General features: G+C 29.7%; 20 protein-coding genes. 10 read left to right on the top strand and 10 right to left on the bottom strand.

Going from position 1 to position 20,470, the window contains the following annotated elements:
* The coding region (locus G507_RS0106425) for an OmpA family protein (RefSeq protein WP_026716726.1) at positions 1 to 309 on the top strand (309 nt) is incomplete at its 5' end.
* 95 nt (positions 310 to 404) lie between these two features.
* Here the strand turns inward: G507_RS0106425 and G507_RS0106420 are convergent.
* The 6 genes from G507_RS0106420 to G507_RS0106390 form a co-directional block, all read right to left on the bottom strand.
* The gene (locus G507_RS0106420; RefSeq protein ID WP_026716725.1) at positions 405 to 854 is read right to left on the bottom strand and encodes a 6-pyruvoyl trahydropterin synthase family protein; all 450 of its coding nucleotides are present in this window, start codon (positions 852 to 854) and stop codon (positions 405 to 407) included.
* A gap of 9 nt (positions 855 to 863) precedes the next feature.
* Positions 864 to 1,043 (bottom strand): hypothetical protein, encoded by a 180-nt coding sequence (locus tag G507_RS0106415; RefSeq protein ID WP_026716724.1) that lies wholly within the window; start codon positions 1,041 to 1,043, stop codon positions 864 to 866.
* Positions 1,044 to 1,773: 730 nt separating this feature from the next.
* A complete protein-coding gene (locus G507_RS17300; RefSeq protein ID WP_051191505.1) occupies positions 1,774 to 5,211 on the bottom strand; it encodes a T9SS type B sorting domain-containing protein in 3,438 nt (1,145 codons plus the stop codon).
* 93 nt (positions 5,212 to 5,304) lie between these two features.
* Positions 5,305 to 8,706 (bottom strand): hypothetical protein, encoded by a 3,402-nt coding sequence (locus tag G507_RS0106400; RefSeq protein WP_026716723.1) that lies wholly within the window; start codon positions 8,704 to 8,706, stop codon positions 5,305 to 5,307.
* Between the two features lie 125 nt (positions 8,707 to 8,831).
* Positions 8,832 to 10,085, bottom strand: a complete 1,254-nt coding sequence (locus tag G507_RS0106395) for an aspartate kinase (RefSeq protein ID WP_026716722.1) — start codon at positions 10,083 to 10,085, stop codon at positions 8,832 to 8,834.
* A 93-nt stretch (positions 10,086 to 10,178) separates the two neighbouring features.
* Positions 10,179 to 10,664: a GNAT family N-acetyltransferase gene (locus G507_RS0106390; protein ID WP_026716721.1), complete on the bottom strand. Its 486-nt coding sequence runs from the start codon at positions 10,662 to 10,664 to the stop codon at positions 10,179 to 10,181.
* Positions 10,665 to 10,778: 114 nt separating this feature from the next.
* Here G507_RS0106390 and fbp point away from each other — a divergent pair, with 114 nt between their 5' ends.
* The 5 genes from fbp to G507_RS0106365 all read left to right on the top strand — a co-directional run bounded on the left by fbp (position 10,779) and on the right by G507_RS0106365 (position 15,106).
* Complete coding sequence (gene fbp / locus G507_RS0106385) at positions 10,779 to 11,783, top strand: class 1 fructose-bisphosphatase (protein ID WP_026716720.1); 1,005 nt, start codon at positions 10,779 to 10,781, stop codon at positions 11,781 to 11,783.
* Positions 11,784 to 11,922: 139 nt separating this feature from the next.
* Positions 11,923 to 12,285 carry a hypothetical protein gene (locus G507_RS0106380; protein ID WP_026716719.1) on the top strand — a complete coding sequence of 121 codons (363 nt, stop codon included), beginning with the start codon at positions 11,923 to 11,925 and terminating at the stop codon, positions 12,283 to 12,285.
* A gap of 13 nt (positions 12,286 to 12,298) precedes the next feature.
* Positions 12,299 to 13,111: a primase-like DNA-binding domain-containing protein gene (locus G507_RS0106375; protein ID WP_026716718.1), complete on the top strand. Its 813-nt coding sequence runs from the start codon at positions 12,299 to 12,301 to the stop codon at positions 13,109 to 13,111.
* Positions 13,104 to 13,589: a Rab family GTPase gene (locus tag G507_RS0106370; RefSeq protein WP_026716717.1), complete on the top strand. Its 486-nt coding sequence runs from the start codon at positions 13,104 to 13,106 to the stop codon at positions 13,587 to 13,589. Before G507_RS0106375 ends, G507_RS0106370 begins: the two co-directional genes overlap by 8 nt.
* Complete coding sequence (locus G507_RS0106365; protein WP_026716716.1) at positions 13,586 to 15,106, top strand: ATP-binding response regulator; 1,521 nt, start codon at positions 13,586 to 13,588, stop codon at positions 15,104 to 15,106. Before G507_RS0106370 ends, G507_RS0106365 begins: the two co-directional genes overlap by 4 nt.
* Positions 15,107 to 15,138: 32 nt before the next feature.
* Here G507_RS0106365 and G507_RS0106360 read toward each other — a convergent pair whose 3' ends face one another.
* Entirely contained in the window at positions 15,139 to 15,570 is a 432-nt protein-coding gene (locus G507_RS0106360; protein ID WP_026716715.1) for a tellurite resistance TerB family protein, read from the bottom strand.
* Between the two features lie 128 nt (positions 15,571 to 15,698).
* On the opposite strand from G507_RS0106360, the gene G507_RS0106355 reads away from it, so the two are divergent.
* Genes G507_RS0106355 through G507_RS0106345 form a run of 3 tightly spaced genes read left to right on the top strand, consistent with a single transcriptional unit; the run spans position 15,699 to position 18,299 of the window.
* On the top strand, positions 15,699 to 16,295 hold the full coding sequence (locus G507_RS0106355; RefSeq protein WP_026716714.1) for a HupE/UreJ family protein: 597 nt from the start codon (positions 15,699 to 15,701) through the stop codon (positions 16,293 to 16,295).
* Between the two features lies 1 nt (position 16,296).
* Positions 16,297 to 16,725 carry a deoxycytidylate deaminase gene (locus tag G507_RS0106350; RefSeq protein ID WP_026716713.1) on the top strand — a complete coding sequence of 143 codons (429 nt, stop codon included), beginning with the start codon at positions 16,297 to 16,299 and terminating at the stop codon, positions 16,723 to 16,725.
* 5 nt (positions 16,726 to 16,730) lie between these two features.
* A complete protein-coding gene (locus G507_RS0106345; protein WP_026716712.1) occupies positions 16,731 to 18,299 on the top strand; it encodes a S41 family peptidase in 1,569 nt (522 codons plus the stop codon).
* 6 nt (positions 18,300 to 18,305) lie between these two features.
* On the opposite strand, the gene G507_RS0106340 is transcribed toward G507_RS0106345, so the two are convergent.
* From G507_RS0106340 to G507_RS0106330, 3 genes are read right to left on the bottom strand one after another with little or no spacing between them, the layout of a single operon-like run.
* A complete protein-coding gene (locus tag G507_RS0106340; RefSeq protein ID WP_026716711.1) occupies positions 18,306 to 18,914 on the bottom strand; it encodes an FAD-dependent oxidoreductase in 609 nt (202 codons plus the stop codon).
* 18 nt (positions 18,915 to 18,932) lie between these two features.
* Entirely contained in the window at positions 18,933 to 19,133 is a 201-nt protein-coding gene (locus G507_RS0106335) for a hypothetical protein (RefSeq protein ID WP_026716710.1), read from the bottom strand.
* 11 nt (positions 19,134 to 19,144) lie between these two features.
* A complete protein-coding gene (locus G507_RS0106330; RefSeq protein ID WP_157496502.1) occupies positions 19,145 to 19,741 on the bottom strand; it encodes a MarC family protein in 597 nt (198 codons plus the stop codon).
* Positions 19,742 to 19,898: 157 nt separating this feature from the next.
* Between G507_RS0106330 and G507_RS0106325 the strand changes: the two genes are divergently transcribed.
* A complete protein-coding gene (locus G507_RS0106325; RefSeq protein WP_026716708.1) occupies positions 19,899 to 20,465 on the top strand; it encodes a DUF3109 family protein in 567 nt (188 codons plus the stop codon).
* Positions 20,466 to 20,470 lie beyond the last annotated feature (5 nt).

The raw sequence follows: 20,470 nt of genomic DNA, 5'->3' as shown, positions 1-20,470 counted from the left end.
AACATCACTGAGCAAGGAGCTGAAGAGCTTGATAAGTTAGTGGAAGTAATGAAGACAGAAGAGCACAAAGACATGGTTATATTTGCAAAATCGCATACGGATAACAGAGGAAGTGATAGATATAACTTAAACTTATCAGATAGAAGAGCAAAATCTACAGTTCAGTATATTATCTCAAAAGGAATTGCAAAAGATAGAATTACAGGACAAGGATTTGGAGAAAGCGAACCAAAAGTGGTTTGTGATGATTGTTCAGAAGAAGAGCATGCTCAAAACAGACGTTCGGAATTCTTAATCGTTAAGAAATAAGAACAGAAAATAAAATTAACCAACCCAACCAAAACTAAAAAATCCCTATTTCAATTGAATTAGGGATTTTTTTATGGGGGAAATAAATAATAGTTTTAATTATCAGAAGCAAACCACTCTGCAAAAGAAGATTCGGTTTCTTGTAACCTTAGAGAATGTAATTTTATATTATTTGGAAGCCTTTTTTGTATTTTATCAGCAAAATCAATTACCATGTTTTCACTCGTAGGTTGATATTCAACTAAAATTACATGATGATCTCTTTGTTTTAATTCGTTTGCTAATTCAATATGAGGGGTGTTTTTATTAAAAACAGTTGCATGATCGAAAACATCAACAATTTCTTCTCTTACAATCTTTTTAAGATCGGTAAAATCTATAACCATACCATATTTAACATTGCTAGAATCTGTAATAGGTTTGCCAATTACAGTTACAGAAAGTTTATAACTATGTCCATGAACATTTTTACATTTTCCGTCATAACCATATAAAGCATGTCCGGTTTCAAAGCTAAATTGTTTCGTGATTCTTATATAACTCATGATTCTTTATTAATTTTTATCAGAAATTTTTCTTTTTTTTGCTCTATAATAGAGAAAATAAGCCAGTCCTATTAAAAGAACAAAAGGTAAATAGGTGCCAATAAATAGGCCTACTTCATAACTACTGTCTGGTGCATTTTTTACTTTTTCTTCTATGCTTAGATTTTGTAATAATAAGAATAACTTCATTGTCTTATTTTTTGTAAAGATAAAAAAGGTAATTAAGTTAATTGTGGCAATTCAAATAAATTATTCTTGTATTACAACATTTAATTTTTATTTAAAAAGAGCCTATTTAAAAGATTTTTTTTATTTAAATGGCTCAATATTAGGCATTAATCGATAACTGTAAATTAAATTCGTTAAATTTAAGGATTCAAACGTAAGATAAAATTTATAAAATTACTTAATTGATAGCTTTATTAGAGCTTTTGAATATTGATCAAATTCTGTTTAATAAATACATTCGTAGAGCAAATGAAAAAAATTTATAAAATTTTAATTGTAGAAGACGAAATGATTATTGCTGCTAATATTGCCATGCAATTAAACAACTTAGGATATCAAGTTACTGGCACATTAGCATGAGGTGAGGATGTTATTCTATATATAGAAGAAAATTTACTTGAGGTAGCATACCATACTAAAAAAAATTAAAATTTCAGTAGTTTATTTAAGATCTAATACAGATTATGCAAATTTTAATAGAGCAAAATTAACAAATACTTTTGTGTTTATTTCAAAGCTATTAAAAAAAAAGAGAATTACAAAATACAATCGAATTAACTGTTCAACATTTAATAGAAGTTAGAATCAATAAAAAATAGAATTCAATTACAAAAAAAAGGAGTTCATAAAAAAAGCAACATTTATATAATGTTGCTTTTTTTGTGAACTAGCTCTATTTATTAGTATTTGTTTATCTTTTTAAAGTGAAATGAGATTTGAATTCTTGTCTATTTCCGTTTTCTGTATATTCTATCTTAAACCAATAATCAGTTGAAGGTAGTGGTTGACCATTAAAAGTTCCATCCCAGCCATTTCCATTAGGACTAATTTCTTTTAAAAACTTTCCATATCTATCAAAAATGAATATTTTACCTTGATAAGATTGTAACAAACCATTAATATTCCAATATTCGTTAAAACCATCACCATTTGGTGTAAAATAAGGAGGATAAGTAACCGTTTGAATAGATTGTGAAAATTGTACACCACATTGCTTGATGTCTCTAACTAAAACAGTATAGTTACCATTAGTTAATCCACCAAAAATAGGACTTGGTTGCCAATTAATTCCATTATCAATGCTATATTCATAAATGCCATAACCACCAACAGGAAGCGCTTCAATTGTTGCTGTTCCTGGTGAAAATAAAGGTGTGATTAAAACAGCACTAACACTTACAGGTTCAGATGAAAAGGTTGCTTCTACGCTATCCATATTTTTACATTGAGTGTCAATATTTGTAACTTCAACACTATAAATTCCAGATTGTGTAACTGTGTAAATTGCCGATTGATCTCCAGATGAATTTGTTGTTGGGTTTGCAGGTGTCCAATTATAGCTATAATTTCCAGCAGTTATAGGTGTTGCATTAATAGTTTGTGAGCCAGCACCAGTAATTGCATCTAAACAAACAACAAAGTCTAAACCTAATTCTACATTCGGAATTGGATCTACAGTTAGTTCTACAAATTGGCCCAAACCAAAACATTCATTGTTAATAGCACTATCAATTCTAACCCACACCAATTGATTATTTGCAACTGTATTTCTGTAGTTAGTAGCCGTATTAATTGGGTTTAACCCAGCTGTTGCATCAGCTTCATTTTCGTAATAGGAAACTTGCAAGTTTTGATTAGGAGGAAATTGAGCTAGAATGCCAGTTGTAGCTATATTTAAATCAAAATAATCGAATCCATCGTTTGATGGGTCATTTAAATCTATATAATCATCACATGCATTTAATGGTATACCAGTAACTGGCGTTGTCGTTGAAACTAATAAATTTACTTTAACAATTCTAAAGCAATTAGCCAAGGTTTCAACTCTTGCCCAAACTTCACCATTATTTCCAGAGGTATAATTTGTTTCATTTGTTATTGGAAAGATATTGTTTTGTGCATTTAATTGACTTGTGAAGTAGGTAAAATTTAATGTTGTGTCGTTTGATATTAAAAGGTTTGCAAACGTTAAGTTAAAATCTGTAATTGCATCTGTATCTGTATCACATTGTTTTAAATTTACATTGTTTGTGACTACAGGTAAAGGATTAACTACTAAATTAAAAGAGGTTGTAGCAAAACAATTTGTGGTGTTATTTGTCAGTCTAACATAAACTAATTGCGTTGTAGCATAATAGTTAGTTAATGGACTACTATTGTTGTCTGCATCAATTTGATTGGCATGATAACTTACTGTTATTCCGGATTGTCCATCTAAAACTTCAGCATTTTTTGTGGGTAAACTAAATGTTACAAAACCATTTGCATCATCACCGTCAACATTATTATCACAAATTTCATAAGCTGTAATTGCTACAATAGAAGGAGTAACATTTTTAGTTACAGTTATTGTTGCAAAAATATCTTCACAAATTCCATCACTTGGGATAGTGTAAGTATAAACAACACCTGCATCAATAGCTGGGTCATATAAGCCCGTTCCACTTGCCATCGCTGGAGACCAAGTTCCTCCTGTTGTTACGTTAGTTCCTAATAAAGAAAATAAATCAACTTGAGGATCTGTTGAACAAACTTCAATCGTATTATTTGTTCCTGCGTCTGGTGCTTGTTGAATAGCTACAGTAATATCAACACTAATATTTGCACAAGTCGCAGTATAAGAATAATTATAAGTTCCAGGTAAATCAACATTTGGATCAAAAATATCGGTTCCACTTGCCAAAGCAGGAGTCCATACACCACCAGTTTCAGGATTTCCGTCAATTGCGTCTAATAAATCGGTTGTGCCACTAGAACAAATAGTGACATTAGTATCTCTTGGTTCACTACCAAAACCTGAATAGTAACCACCATATCCTGCAGCACCACTAGCTCCAAAAACACCTACGGCCAAAGGGCCAGTAGATTCAACTACTACATTTCCAGTAAATCCAGGAATTCTGTATGTAACCCAATCCGAAGTTCCTAAAACTGCTTCAGGAGTAGTTGTAGTTGGATTTCCATTAATAGTTACAGTTGAGCTAGCATAAGTAAGTGCAATAATATCACTTGTGTATTGTGTATTTCCTATAGAATTTATGCTCGGAATCAAATCAACACTCTTTTGAAAAAAACAACTTAATGGAGGAATAAAGTTCATTCCCGTAGTTGCAGAACTACCAGAACCAGCTAAAACTTGATATAAATAAATAGGTTTACTACTCGTAATATACATGTTTTTATGATTCGTTCCTTGATAAAAAGTTGGAGGAACTATTAAATAACCTCCCGTATTAATTGTAGTGAATGGAGTTGTACTTCCATTTATAAAAATTTCAGTATTATTTTGAGTTGCAATAACTATAGGAAATTCTGAATCATCTCCACCATTTCCTCGAACAACGATGTATTCTGAGCCAACTTGTTCATAGGACACAATTTGGTCTAAGTTAAAATCTTGTCCGTCTGTAGCGCTTAATGTGCCTCCTAAAGCATTTCCAGTGCTAACTGCTATTGGTTTGTCGGAAGAAATTAGAGCTCCAATAAAGCCATCATAATTAGCAGAGAAATCGGTATAACCAGAGAGCACAACAGATTCTCCTTTGTTTAAAACGAAGTTTTGTGTATCTAAAGTGATATCACCAGAACCTGAAGTAAAAACAACGTTCGTGTTATAATCAGAAACATTAACTGATGTGTTGTCTTCAGTTGCCATAAAACTAGATACAAAATTTCTAATGGTTCCATTTCCTCCTTGAGGTACGCTTCCAACTCTAAAATTTGTACCAATACCAGGAATACCTTTTGCTACTAGAACTTCAGCATGGTTTCCAGCACGTACTTTAAATGTGGCATAAAAATCCTTTGTGGCTTCTAAAATTAATCCCTTATCACTTTTTACAACATTAACATCACTTTGATTTAAAAACATAAGTGATGGTTGACCATTACCGATATTTATAGTTTGAGGATTTCCTTGAGAAATTGTAAAAGGTGATCCGTTAATTGGTGTGCCGTTTCCACTTTTTACAGAAACAGTAAAAGGAGTAGGATTTGGTGTAGATAGATATAAATAATGATCTTCTGCAACGCCATCTCTTGAGTGTAAAGGAGGTAACCAGTGTTTATTACTAAGTTGACCAAACATGAAATTAGTAAAAATAAAAGCTATTAGTAAACTTAAACGCATCGTAATTTTTTTAAGGAAGTAAATGTAAATAAAATAATTAGTATAAGTAAAAATTACACTTTCTTTAAAGAATTTTAACAAAAATTTAATTTATTAGAAAAAGGCTCTTAATTGCACATTTCCAGTATGAATTGCTTTAGAAGTTTCACTTTTTCGACCTTGATAATTAATGTTTATATCTAAATAGGTTGTTAGATTTTTTTGTAACAACAAACGCCAAGTCTGATTTTTTCCAACCTGTAAACCTTCTAACAATTGAAAACCAACAGCTGATAATGCATTTCCTTCAAAAGAATTATTGTAATGAGAAAACTCTCCATTAACACTAAAGCCTTTATCACTATTGAAAGTAAATGATGTTCCAAATCTATTTTGTTTTAAACTTTCAAAATTTCCAATTTGATTTTCTTTGTTTTGATATTCATAAAAAACATCCCAACTCGCATTTTTTGAAAACAAATAGGAAACCTTTGGAAAGGCTTGAAATCCTTGAATTTGAAAATTTCGACTTGGATAATTTTCAGAAAAAGCTTCACTAAAAACCGTTTTTCCTGATAAAGTAAACAGCCAAGTTTTTTGAATTAAATGTTGATATTGTAATTGATGTGATTTAGCTTTATTTTCAACTGAACCAACAGATAGCAAATTTTTAGAATCATTCGTCAAAAAATTATAAGTGATAGAATTTCGCTGTTTTCCTCTATTGAAAAACAAACTATTTCTAAAACTATTGTTTAATCCAATAAGATTTTCATCTGAATTTGAAAATGGATTCAAATCAAAATTATTGCCATCTCTTGCTATTTTCCTATCAATTAAAAACGAACTTTGATTATAAAACAGGGACATAAATTTTAAAAAACCTGTCCTATTTTGCCATTGATTGAAATTAAAAGTCAACGATTGAGAAAACTTATTTTGATGGGTTCGAACAAAAACCTGATTAGGTAAAAAAACGCGAACATATTTGGCTAAATCAACAAAAGGAGCAATTTCAAATTCTTGCAATTCCTGAATTCCATTGTTGTTGTAATCATTCCAAGTGTAAACTCCTTGTCCTGGCTCAACTTCTAAATAAGTGAATTCTTGTTGAGCAATTGTTCCTGATGAGTTTTCATAAATTGTAGATAATTGTATCAATTGATCAAAAAACCTATCGTTATAAATAATTCTTGAATTTAAAGAAGGTTCATCTTTCTTAGCAACATCTTCATATTTTAAAGTTCGATATTTTACAAAAATACTCAAATTACTTTTTTCTGTTTTTACCAATTGTGAATTCAAATAATACGAATTGGAATGGTTTACACGTTGAATAATTCCGTTTTGTAAGCTGTCGTTTTTTCGTTGTAAATAGCCTAATTCTACAAAAACTTTCGTTGAATCACCGCGACCAATAAAGGCTCCATATTCTGCAAATTTTTGACTTAAAGCTGAAAATTCATTGGTTTCAACTAGTTTTTCTGAATTATCTTCAAAGTTAAAACTACTTCCAATCCAGTTTTTCTTGAAATTGTATTTTGCTCTAGTTTGATTTCGAATGAATTTAGTATCAGAATAGCTTCCATCACTTTTCATAGCACTACTCTGATTGAATAGTGTGAAGTTTTTATGGATGTAATTTCCAAAAAGGCTATGTCTTGTTCCAGAAAAATTTTTCGAAAAATCTAATTTCTCCAATTGATATTTAGCAAATCCTTTCTTATTGAAGTTAAAATCCAAACCTGAAATCAATAAACTTTGATTGCCTAAAGGTGTTGTTAAATTCCAATCCCGATTAAATTCTATTGTAAATAGTCGTTCAATGGTTTTAAAATCTTGTTGAATAAATTGAAAATTTGCAAAAGCATCAATTGTGGTTTTTTGAGTCAATAAACGTTGTTTTGCATTTATTTTTCCTGCAATTCCGTTATTGTTGTTGTCATCTAAATTAGAATATAGATTCAAATCATTATTGCTAACACCAATTTCAAAATCAACTTTAGTTTTTTCAGAAGGATTATAACCACCTAAAATAGTTGCAATTTGAATTTTTGTAGGTGCAATTAATCGAACAACAGGTTCGTAATTTCCTTGAGGAATTCCCGCAACAGGTTGAATGTATTCATAAATTTTTCCAATAGCTTGGTTGTTGGCCAAAATATAATTTCCAAGATTGCTTCCAACTAAACTAAAACGAACATTGTATAATTCATCATCAGGATTGTTAGAATATTCATAAACCTCAATTCCAGAAATAATGACTTTTTTATACAAAACTTTATTTTCTGAATAACTATCTAAATAAGCAGAAGGAGCATTCATCAAAGACAAATTATCACCAGCATTTTGCAAAACCGCAACTTGATCTTCTGACAAATTTTGTTGTAACGGTTGATTTTTTACATCATTTTCAGAATATAAAAAACCACCAATATTCCATTTTTCTGTTTCATGAGTTGCACCAGCATACGTTATAAATCGTGTGTAATTTCTATCCGTGTATTGATATTCTACATTGATTCGCATTTCGGAAGTAATTGGAAATAAAGAGGTGAAAATTACTTCACCAGCGTTATAATCGATAATGTAGTCGTTATTTTCTCCACGAGTTAATAAAATTCCGTTTACAAAAACGCGTTCTGAACCAGAAATTACTAAAATATAGAGTTCACCATTATTTCCTCGCAATTTATAAGGTCCTTGATTTCCTTCTTGTCCTGTAAAAGTGCTTCGAGCATATTGTCCACGAACTAAAGCTGCAGATGCAAAAATGTCTGTTTTGTTTTCGTCCGAACCAAAAGTAAAATGTGATGAAATTCCTTGTACTTTTTTATTGAAATTTAAAAATGAAGCTTTTCGATTTTCTAAAAATAAATCTCCAGCTCGAATACTCCATTTGTCCGAAAATAATTCAATGAAGATTTGATCAAATTCATCTAGTTTTTGCGAATAACCACCATCTTGCAATGGAATATTACTGTCTTGAATAGAAGCTCGCAAACTGACTTTATCGGATAATTTTCCAGTAATTTGAAGATCTAAATTTGAATTTACAACCGTGTTTTGATTGTTTCCAATTGTCACTCCTCTTGTAATACTTCCATTTGTATTTAAGCCATCAAAAGGTTTGAAAGTACTTTTGTTTGGATTTTTTATGGTAAAAAGTTGACCAGCTTTATTTGGAACGACTATGTTCTCATCATAAATGGAATAGGTTTTCGTTAAAAATTCAGGAAAAGTTAAGTATTTGACTTCTAAAGTGTCTTTTGAAGAGAAGTTCTCTTTAAAAAATATTTTTCCGGTTTTAAAGTCAACGTTGTAAGCTGAAGAATCAATTTCGATTCCGTTTTTATCTAAAACTTTGAAGAAAGCTTTGTTAATACTGACTTTTTCTAAAGAAATAGTATCTTTTGAAGCAACAAATTTCTTTGATTTATAAGGCATTTTTGTTTCTTGAGCCAAAATGCCCGAAACAACAAACAAACAAATCCATAAAAACCACTTCTTGCCCATAAATACTATAACTCACAATTTTCAAAAGTAGTATAAATTTGGGATTTTTTGCCACTAAAGAGTTTTGCCACAGGTTCACAGGTTCATACTTAAAGAATAATGTGTGAATTTGCCGTAAAACAAAATTATTCCTTAGTCACAACCTGCAAAGTTCCTCTAGAAATCTGTTTCAACAAAATCGTTTTGTTTTTTTCTACAATTTGTAATGCTTCTTCATCAAAATGTCTAACCGTGTAAAGAGACACATTTTCATTGTATGAAACTTTGAATTTTTTTGACAAACTTGTTTTTAAAGGATTAAAGTTTCCATATTTGTCTTCAATACAGACCGAAAAACTAATCGCTGAATTTTGAATTAGATTTACTTTAATTTTATGCTCTGAAAATAATGCGAAAATTTCACTCATGTGATCTTCCATCATAAATGAAAAATCCAAAGATGACAATGAAAGCAATAATTGATTTTTCTTAATGATAAAACAAGGAATAAGTGGATCTAAATCTGCTCCTTTAGAAACTGAAGTGCCCGGCAAAAGCGGATTTATAAATGACTTTACAAACAAAGGGATTTCTTTTCTTTGAAGGGGTTGCAATGTTTTTGGGTGAATTACACTTGCTCCATAAAATGCTAATTCAATAGCTTCACGATACGAAATTTGGTTTAAAAGAATTGCATTTTCAAAGTACCTTGGATCAGCATTCATTACACCTGGAACATCTTTCCAAATAGTTACACTTTCTGCACCTAAACAATAGGCAAAAATAGCAGCTGTGTAATCTGAACCTTCTCTTCCTAAAGTTGTGGTAAAGTTGTTTTCATCTGAACCTAAAAATCCTTGTGTGATGTTTAAGTTTTTCTTTTTAATACCTTTTGAAATTAATTTTTGAGTTTGTTCCCAATCGACATTTCCATCTCTATAATTGTTGTCTGTTTTGATGAAATTTCTAACATCAATCCAATTGTTATTTAAACCTTGTTCATTGAAATAATGACTCACAATTGTTGTAGAAATCAATTCTCCATAACTAATTACTTGATCGTAAACGAAACTATAATTTGGCGATTTATTGCTTCTTAAAAAATATTCTAAATCAGCTAGATGACTATTTATAGCAAAAAAAACATCATTATCTTCATCATCAAATAAATCCATCAAAATTTGATTGTGATATTTTTTTACTTCTTGCAGTGATGCATTAAATTCGGTTGATTTATCAAAGTAGTTTGTAATTACCAATTCAAGAGCATTAGTCATTTTTCCCATGGCCGAAACTACTATCAAAACATCTTCGTGACCAACTGTTTTTAAAACATTTAAAACGTTTTTTACTCCATCAGCATCTTTAACTGACGCACCACCAAACTTAAAAATTTTCATTCTTCAAATTTTTTATAAATTCCAATATTCCAAATTCCAAATTCCAAATGGTTTGCTTTAACAGTGCAAGTTTTGGATTTTGGAGTTTATTTTTTATTTTTTGCTTTTCAAATTCACTAAAAAATTTGAAATAGCTTTTTCATCCATTTGCACAACATACCAATCTTTTAGAATATTTGCTCCAGATTTTTCATAAAAAGCAATAGCATTTTCATTCCAATCTAAAACGTTCCATTCAATTCTTCTAACGTTGTCTTTTTTTCCTTGTTTTATGATTTCGCTATATAGAGCAAATCCAGCACCAGTTCCTCGTTGACTTTCTTTTACAACTAAATCTTCTAAATGAATGGTTTTTCCCTTCCAAGTAGAATATCTGTAATAATATAAAGCTACACCAACAATTTCACCATTTTTTTCTGCTACAAAAGTATGAAATAAAGGGTTTGAAGAAAATCCATCTCTAATTAAATCTTCTTTGGTAACGACAACAGCATCAGGCTCTTTTTCAAAAACAGCTAACTCAATGATTAAATCGAGTACAGCTTGCATATCTTCTTTTGTTCCTTTTCTTATTATCATAATATCAAAATTTAAGCAAAAATAACATTAAGAAAAACATATACCTAAAAATCCTATTTCTTTTCACAAAAAATCCGATATTTGTGCCATTAACACAACTACATCGATTTCGAAATGCAAGAAAAAAACAAAACTTTAGGGGAATACATAATTGAAAATCAAAATGCATTTCAATACTCAACAGGTGAATTATCTAGAATCATTAACTCTATTAGATTAGCGGCTAAAGTTGTTAATTATAAAGTAAATAAAGCTGGTTTAGTTGATATCGTTGGAGCAGCTGGAGAACAAAATATTCAAGGGGAAGACCAACAAAAGTTAGATGTATTTGCCAATGACACATTTATTCAAACTTTAATAAATAGAAACATTGTTTGTGGAATTGCATCTGAAGAAAATGATGATTTTATCACTGTAAACAGTTTAGATGAAAATAATCAAAACAAATATGTTGTGTTAATGGATCCTTTGGATGGATCTTCAAATATTGATGTAAATGTTTCAGTTGGAACAATTTTTTCGGTTTTTAGAAGAGTAACTCCTGTTGGAACTCCTGTTACAAGTGAAGATTTTCTGCAGAAAGGTGTTAATCAAGTTGCTGCGGGTTATGTTGTTTATGGAACTTCAACTATGCTAGTTTATACAACTGGTCATGGAGTAAATGGTTTTACTTTAAATCCAGCAATTGGGACGTTTTATCTTTCACATCCAAATATGCAATTTTCTAAAGATGGAAATATTTACTCTATCAACGAAGGAAATTATGTTCATTTTCCTCAGGGTGTAAAAAATTATTTAAAATATTGTCAAGCTGAAGAAGGTGATAGACCTTATTCTTCAAGATATATTGGAAGTTTGGTTTCGGATTTCCATAGAAATATGATTAAAGGTGGGATATATATTTACCCTACAAGTTCAAAAGCACCAAATGGTAAATTGCGTTTGCTTTACGAATGCAACCCAATGGCTTTCTTGGCAGAACAAGCTGGTGGAAAAGCATCTGATGGGTACAATAGAATTATGGAAATTGAACCAACAGAACTACATCAAAGAGTTTCTTTTTTCTGTGGAAGTTATAACATGGTTGAAAAGGCAGAAGAATTCATGAAGAATTCTTAATTTTCCCCACAAATAACCTTTAAAAACAATATTTAACATCTCAAAGACCATATGTTATAACCATTTTAAGTCAAAGATATTTAATATGTTAATTTTTTTTTACATTTGCAAATCCTAAACAAACGAAAACGTATAGTAAATGTCTAAAAATCAAAACAAAGAAGTTGATGTAAATTCTGCAAACACTAATGAATCAGCTCAACGATTGGAAGCAATTAAGAATCTGATTTTTGGTGAAAATATTCAGCAAATTGATGCAGAATTTAATTCGATTAAAAGTCATATTGAAAAAAGGAAAGAAGAAATCGAAGCTTTAATCGAAGATACTCACAAAGAACTTTCTACTACAATTGATAATTTGTCAACAGATTTAAATATTCGTATTACAGAATTAGAAGATAAGGTTAACGAAAAAACAGACGAATTAAATCATAAAAAAGTAGATAGAAATTTATTAGGTTCATTATTAGTTTCTATGGGAGAAAAGATAATGAAAGATTAATTCTTTCTAAAAAATGACCGATTCAGAAAAATTAGTAAAACTTAAACAGCTGCTTCTTAATGAGGACAGGGATTTTGCGTTACAAATTCTTCAAAAATTAGAATCAGTTGAAAAAACATTAAACGAAGAAGAATTACTTTCTGAAAAAGTTAATCCTATAATTGATAAAAAAATTGAAACTTTTGCAGATGAAATTCCTTCTAAATTAGGACCAACAATTACAGAAGCATTAAAAATTCAAATTAGAGATTCTCAAGATCAAGTTGTAGAGGCATTATTTCCTATTATTGGAAAAATGATTAAAAAATATATTCAGCAAGAAATGAAAAACTTGTCTGAAAGCATAAATAGCCAAGTTCAAAGTACTTTTTCAATAAAAAAATGGAAACGTAAATTCAAATCGTTTTTCACAGGTGTTTCAGAAGAAAGCATTATTCTTTCAGAAATGGCTAAACCAAATGTTGAACAAGTTTTTATTATAGAAAAAGGTTCTGGTTTATTGATTGCAAATGTTTCAAAAAGTCAAGAAAATATTGATAAAGACATGATCGCAGGAATGCTAACTGCCATCAAAAGTTTTGTCGAAGATGCCTTTACAAAAGAAGAACAAAGCTTAGAATTAATTCAATATGAATTATATAATATTTATATTCAAAATATGTCGTCTTATTATGTGGCAGCAGTAATTTCTGGCTCGTTTAACACAGAATTTAAGGATGAGTTAGAAGATAAAATTTTAGATTTTGCTTCAAAACACAAAAAAGAAAAGTTAGTAGAAGACTCAAAAGTCACAAACAAATTAATAGAATCGTTATTTAATGATTAATTCAAAAAAAGTAGTATTAGTAGGTCACTTTGGTGTAGGTAAAACTTCTATCATAAGACGTTTTGTGGATGATGTTTTTACCGATGATTATAAGGTTACCATTGGGGTTCATATTTTAAAAAAGGAAATAGAAGTCAATGGACAAAAGCTAACGTTTGTAATTTGGGATTTAGAAGGGAAAGATGATGTAGAAAAGGTAAGAAAGTCGCATTTAATTGGAACTTCAGGTTTTATGTATGTAATTGATCCTACAAGAAGTTCAACGTATGTTAATATTGAAAGTGAGATCGCTTATTTGAAGTCAAATTATCCATCAGCACAATTGTTAACTATTGCAAACAAGGTAGATTTAATAGATAAAAAAGAATTTAAAAAACAAATAAACTATCCAATAGATTTTTTTACAAGTGCTAAGACAAGTAAAAATGTTGAAGAAATTTTTAATAAATTAGGATTAAATTTTTTAAATAACATATGATTCAAAAAACAATAGATACTTATCTGAATGTAATTATTCAAAAAATTGAGTTTGACTTTAATGGAAAAATTATAACTTCAGACGACACTTTATTTCCTGTAAGTAAAGCCAAAACTATATACGATATTCATCCCTTTTTTGAGGTTTTTAATACAATTATTCAAACAAAAGATATAGAAGAAATTTTCAAAATAATATTATTGCAAATAGGTGATATAAATATTATTGCTGATATTATAGTGTATTCTGGTTCGATTAAGCAAAATCCTTTTTTATTAATTTTTGATAGATCCGAATACTACAAAGAAATTCAAGAAGTAACACAAGATAAAAATGAATTGTTTATTTCTAACTTTCATGAAAATGAGAAAAATATAAAGCTAAACCAAGAAAAAAGTTTTAAGAACAAATTTTTAGCTTCTATTAGTCATGACTTAAGAACGCCTATTTCTGGAGTTTTAGGTTTGTTAGAATTGTTTAGAAAAGAAAACCTTACTTACGAACAGAAAGAATTGTTGTCAACAATTAGTTCTTCCATGTCTCATATGGATAGATTAGTTGGTGATGTTTTTGACTTGTCTAAAATAGAATATGGTGAATTTAAAATAGAAAGTAGTTCGTTCGATTTAGATGAATTAATAAAAAATATTGAACGTGTTTATTTAGAAAAATTCATTTTAAAGAATATTGAATTTCAGGTTGTGATTTCTAATAAAGTCCCAAGTAAATTAATTGGAGATTATAATAGAGTTGTACAAATCATAACTAATCTTGTAGATAACGCTTACAAATATACTAACGAAGGAAAAGTAGTTTTCGAAATTTCATTAGACTACAGAAGAGCTAAAAATGTTAGATTAAAATTTAGTATAAAAGACACAGGAATTGGATTTGAAAAAACAAGCAATAATCAATTCGAAAGTTTCAAAAAATTACATAATCAAGATATTGAAGGTTCTGGTTTAGGATTGTCAATCGTTACTAAATTAATAGAATTAATGAATGGTTCGTTTTCTTTTGATTCAAAAGTAAATGAAGGTTCGAAATTTGAACTAACGTTGCCTTTTGAAGCTGAAATTGAATCTCAAAAATCAAGAAAATCAATTAAAAAATTCACTAAAATTGATATTAAGAATAAGTTTAACGTACTTATAGTTGATGACAATGAAATTAATCAATTGGTTTTGATGAAATTATTAGTAAATCATGGTGGTTTTTACATGGATATTGCAAACAATGGTGAACACGCTATAGAAATGGCTAAAAAAGAAGAATATGATTTAATTTTTATGGATCTTCATATGCCAAAAATGAATGGTTTTGAAGCTATTGAATATATAATGACCAACGATAACTTTAACAACACAAAGATTGTCGCATTAAGTGCTTATGATATTAAAAAAGACAAAGAATTAGGCAAAACATTAAAAGTAGATGATTACATTGTTAAACCTTTTTCTGCAGAAGACATCTTTACTTCAATTTATAAAGTATTAAAAATAAAAAAGGAGCAATAAATAATTGCTCCTTTTTTTATGCTTTATAATTCTTATTTATTCATGTGTTGTATTTCATAAATAAAAGTATCTAAGTCTACATTTAACACTAATAATGACAAAGCTTTGTCAACGATATAGGATACATTACTTGGTGTAAAACCTAATGCCAAAGCAAAACGAGTTAAAATTGCTTTTTGTTTTGGACCCAATACATGATCAGCATAAACCATTCTCGACAAGTCGTATAAACGCTCTAGTCTTTGAACATGTAAATGAGGAGGATTAACAGGGTATTTAGATGGGCTTTCTAAAATCTCATCGTATTCTGCTTGAGAAATTTCTAAACGAATAGCTAATTTATCTAAAAACGCTCTTTCTTCTGTTGTTAATTCGCCATCTGATAAAGCTACTCTAACGATTGATGAAAAATGACCTTTATTTCTGTTTTTGAATTCGTTATCAAATAAATCTGAAAATGACATAGTTTTAATTTTAATTCTGCAAATATACTTTTATTTAGAATTTAAATAAAATTATTTATAAGCTTTTCTTAATCTTTCTAAAAATCTGAAAATAAGTTGTAGTTTTGATATTATTAAACAAATTACTAATGTCAGAATTTTGGTTGTATTTTAAAGTTGGAATCAATCACGTTTTAGATATTAATGCATATGATCACGTTTTGTTTTTAATTGCATTAATGATTCCCTATACTTTTAAAGATTGGAAAAGAGTATTGCTTTTGGTTTCTCTATTTACAATAGGTCACACGATGTCATTGATCTTGTCGGTATATAGCGTGATTTATGTAAACCCAAATGCGATAGAATTTTTAATTCCAATAACAATTATTACTACTGCATTCTATACACTTTTTACAGCAGGAAAAAACACAAAAGGCAACGGAAACTTATCTTTTATGGGTGTAACTACATTGTTCTTTGGTGTAATTCATGGCTTAGGCTTTTCAAATTATTTTAAATCAATTTTGCCAGGAAATGCTTCTGATAAATTAATTCCGTCATTAGAATTTGCATTAGGAATTGAGGCCGCACAACTAATTGCAGTTTTTGCCGTTTTAATCCTAGCTTATATTGTTCAAACTTTCTTTAGATTTTCTAAAAAAGATTGGGCTTTAGTTATGTCAGCTTTTGTAATTGGAGTAGTTTTGCCCATGATAATAGAAAGTGAAATTTGGAATAAATAATATGTCACAAAAAAAAGAGAAATACGATAAAGCTTATTTAAGAATAGCAAAAGAATGGGGTCAATTATCCTATTGCAATCGAAAAAAAGTTGGTGCGATAATTGTTAGAGATAAAATGATTATTTCTGATGGATATAACGGAACACCTTCTGGATTTGAAAATTGTTGCGAAGATGAAGAGAATAATACAAAATGGTATGTACTTCATGCAGAAGCTAATGCAATTTCAAAAGTAGCGCGCTCAACCCAATCTTGTGAAGGTGCAACTTTATACATAACACTTTCTCCATGTAAAGATTGTAGTAAACTAATTCATCAATCCGGAATTAAGAGAGTTGTTTACCATCAAGAATACAAAGATTGTTCAGGCTTAGATTTTTTAAGAAAAGCAGGAGTAGAAGTTGATTTAATTGAAGATTTAACGCAATAAAAGAAATGAAAGTTAATAAAGTATATCTTCCTATTATTATAAGTTTATCAATTGCCATTGGACTTTTGTTAGGAGGTTTTATTACTGCTTTTTTACCAAATGCAAATTTTTCTCGTAATACAAAATCTGAAAAATTAAATAAACTAATCAATCTTATTGACAATGAATATGTTGATGATATCAATACAGATTCTATAGTAGATTTAACGGTTAATGGAATTTTAGAAAACTTGGATCCTCATTCCGTCTACATTGCAAAAAATGAAGTAGAACAAATTAACCAAAGTATGAAAGGTGATTTTGTAGGTATTGGAATTAACTTCTATTTACATAAAGACACCGTAGTTGTTATAAAACCAATAAAAAATGGGCCTTCTGATAAAGCGGGTATAAAATCGGGTGACAGAATATTATTTGCCGATAAATTTCAATTATTTAATAAGAAAGTATCAAACGAAACTTTGTTTGCTAAGTTAAAAGGAGAAGAAGGTTCTAAAGTTGAGTTAACAATATTTCGTAAAGCAACTAATAAAAAATTTAAAGTAAATGTAACTAGAGACATTGTGCCCATAAAAAGTGTTGATATTGCGACATTGATTGATGATAAAACAGGTTATATTAAAGTAAATAGATTTGCTGAAACTACTTTTGATGAATTTCACAAAGCTATTTTAAAATTAAAAAATATTGGTGCAACCGAACTTATTATTGATTTACGAGATAATGGTGGTGGTTATTTAGAAATAGCAACAGAAATGGTTGATGAATTTCTTAAAGATAAAGAATTAATCGTTAAAACCATTAACAAAAAAGGAACTGAAGAAAAAACATTTGCTACAAAAAAAGGAGATTTCGAAACCGGTAAAGTGACTATTTTAATCAACGAAAATAGTGCTTCTGCTAGTGAAGTTTTAGCCGGAGCGATTCAAGACAATGATAGAGGAACAATTGTAGGAAGACGTTCTTTCGGAAAGGGATTAGTTCAAAGGGAAATGCCTCTTGGTGATGGTTCAATGATTCGATTAACAGTCGCAAGATATTATACACCTTCTGGGCGATCTATTCAAAAACCTTATGAAGATAAAGCTGATGGCTATTTTAATGAATTTGAAAAACGTTTTATAAGTGGTGAATTATATGAAAAAGATAGCATAAAAGTAGCCGACAGCTTAAAATTCAAGACTAAAAACGGCAGAATCGTTTTTGGTGGTGGTGGAATTACACCTGATGTTTTTGTGCCTTATGAAGCCAAACACGGAGAAGAAGCTACACTAATGATAATGAAGTCTGGAGTAGTAGATTACTTTGTCTTTGAACAACTAGATAAAGACCGAAAATTTTTCAACAAGCTTTCAAAAGAAGGGTTAAAAAAAGAAATTGTTGGTAATGATAAATACCTAAATAGTTTTAAAGAATATGTAGCACAAAGTGGATTTTTATTAAACTTTTCTACCCAAAAAGAAAAAGTAAAAATCTATTTATATGCAGAATTTATTCGTCAATTATTTGATGATGATTCTTACTACCAAATTATTCTTTCGCAAGATGCAATGGTTAAAAAAGTGATGAAGTAAAAACAATTATTTTCCTAAAGCATCATGAACCTGAACAGGTTTTCCCTCATTCCATAAACTAAGAATATCTGTAGCAACACTTGCGCCACTTCCTGCAGCAATAGCAAGTTGACTTCTTTGTCCTGCTAAAGTTCCCATAACATAAACGCCTTCTTTAACTAAATGGTCGTGATTTTTTAACTGAATTCTGTTTTTTTCAGGAGCAGCTTTTTGATGAGGTTCAATAAAACTTTCTAAACCTTCAATCATAAAAGGACTAGAGGAACCAATTCCAATGGCGATAATTTTGGTTTTGAATGTATTTTTATTGGTAATTAAAGTATAATCGCCAACTTCACCCTGAATTTTTAAAACTTTTTCACCATTAATCTGTTCAACATGTGGATAAAGTTTTTGCAAATGCTCAACACTTTCTGTTAATAAGTCAGAGCCTAACTTTCCTGGCGGAATTCCGTATGCATTATTAAAAACTGCATTTTGCAAAGAAGAAGCTTTTTGATGTGTAATGATTCCAATTTTCTTATCGGTCGCAAAAGGTTTGTTCTTTGCGGAACCTAAAACCAAAGCACAGGAAACACCAGAAACACCACCGCCAATAATTAGTACATCAAACATAATCTAAATTGTTTACTGTTATTTATCCTTAGTTTTTTCTTCAACCATTTTTGATAATCTAAAAATTACCATTAAAAAAATAGCACAGAAACCACAAACAACACCAATTAAGGCAACAGAACTATTTCCCTCAAAGGGACTATCAAAATTAACTTTTGAAAAATTAAAAATGATTAAGGCCAATGCCAATACAATTACAACGTAGCTAAATATTTTCATTATATTTTTTTTTAAATAAACAATCCTTTAATGTTGGCTGCAAATAATTTTACAGCTATAGCTAACAAAATTACGCCAAATATTTTTCTTATAATTCCTATTCCGTTTACACCTAATAAGCGTTCAATTTTCCCCGAAGATTTTAACACACCATAAACCACAATTACATTTATAATTATAGCAATGATAATATTTATTTTGTCATAGGCAGCACGTAATGACAAAATTGTCGTCATTGTTCCTGCACCTGCAATTAACGGAAAAGCAATTGGCACAATCGAAGCAGTCGAAGGATTGTCTTCTTTATGCAAATCAATACCAAGAATCATTTCCAAAGCTAAAAAGAACAATACAAAAGAACCTGCAACAGCAAACGAATTAGCATCAATTCCAATGAGTTTAAGAATTTCTTCTCCAACAAACAAAAAAGCTATCATAATAATAGCTGCAACAATAGTAGCTTTTTCAGATTGAATATGTCCTATTTTACTACGTAAACCAACAATTATAGGAATACTTCCGATAATGTCAATAACAGCAAAAAGAATCATACTAATCGTAAATATATCTTTCCAATTTATCTTAAAAATAAAATCCAAATCAATCATTGGTGTTAAGTTATGTGCAAAGATAATAATAATGCATCAAGCTAAGTTTGAATTTAACGATACATTATCACTCAAAAGAATAAAAATAGCTTGAAAGATTGAAATGTTTCCAATAACAACAATCAATTACTTATATTTGCCAGCTAAATAAAGTATAATGTTTCAATTAAATAAAACCATCGTTTCTGAAGATATTCTTGAGAAAGAGTTTGTTTGTAATCTTTCTGCTTGTAAAGGAGCATGCTGTGTCGATGGTGACGCTGGTGCGCCTTTAGATCAATCTGAAGTTGAGAAATTGAAAGAAATTTATCCAAAAATAAAGCCTTTTTTAAGAAAAGAAGGAATCAAAGCCATTGAAGAACAAGGGACTTCTGTTGTCGGTCTTGATGGTGAGCCAGAAACTACATTGATTGGAGGAAAAGATTGTGCTTACGTAATTTTTGATAAAAAAACGGCTCTTTGTGGTATAGAACAAGCCTATAATCAGGGAATTATAGATTGGAAAAAACCGGTCTCTTGTCATTTATATCCAGTTCGTGTGAAAGAATATGCTGATTTTTCTGCTGTAAATTATCACAAGTGGCATATTTGTGATGATGCCTGTTCTTTAGGAAAAGAATTAGATGTGCCTGTTTATAAATTTTTGAAAGAAGCACTAATTCGCAAATTTGGACAAGAATGGTATGATGATTTAGAAAAAGTGGCTGCTGAAATGAAGAAGTAAAAACT

It is taken from the genome of Flavobacterium gelidilacus DSM 15343, assembly GCF_000422685.1.
GTDB classification, from domain to species: Bacteria; Bacteroidota; Bacteroidia; order Flavobacteriales; family Flavobacteriaceae; genus Flavobacterium; species Flavobacterium gelidilacus.
Note: the sequence above shows the minus strand (reverse complement) of the source record. Positions and strands in the feature narration are given on the sequence as shown.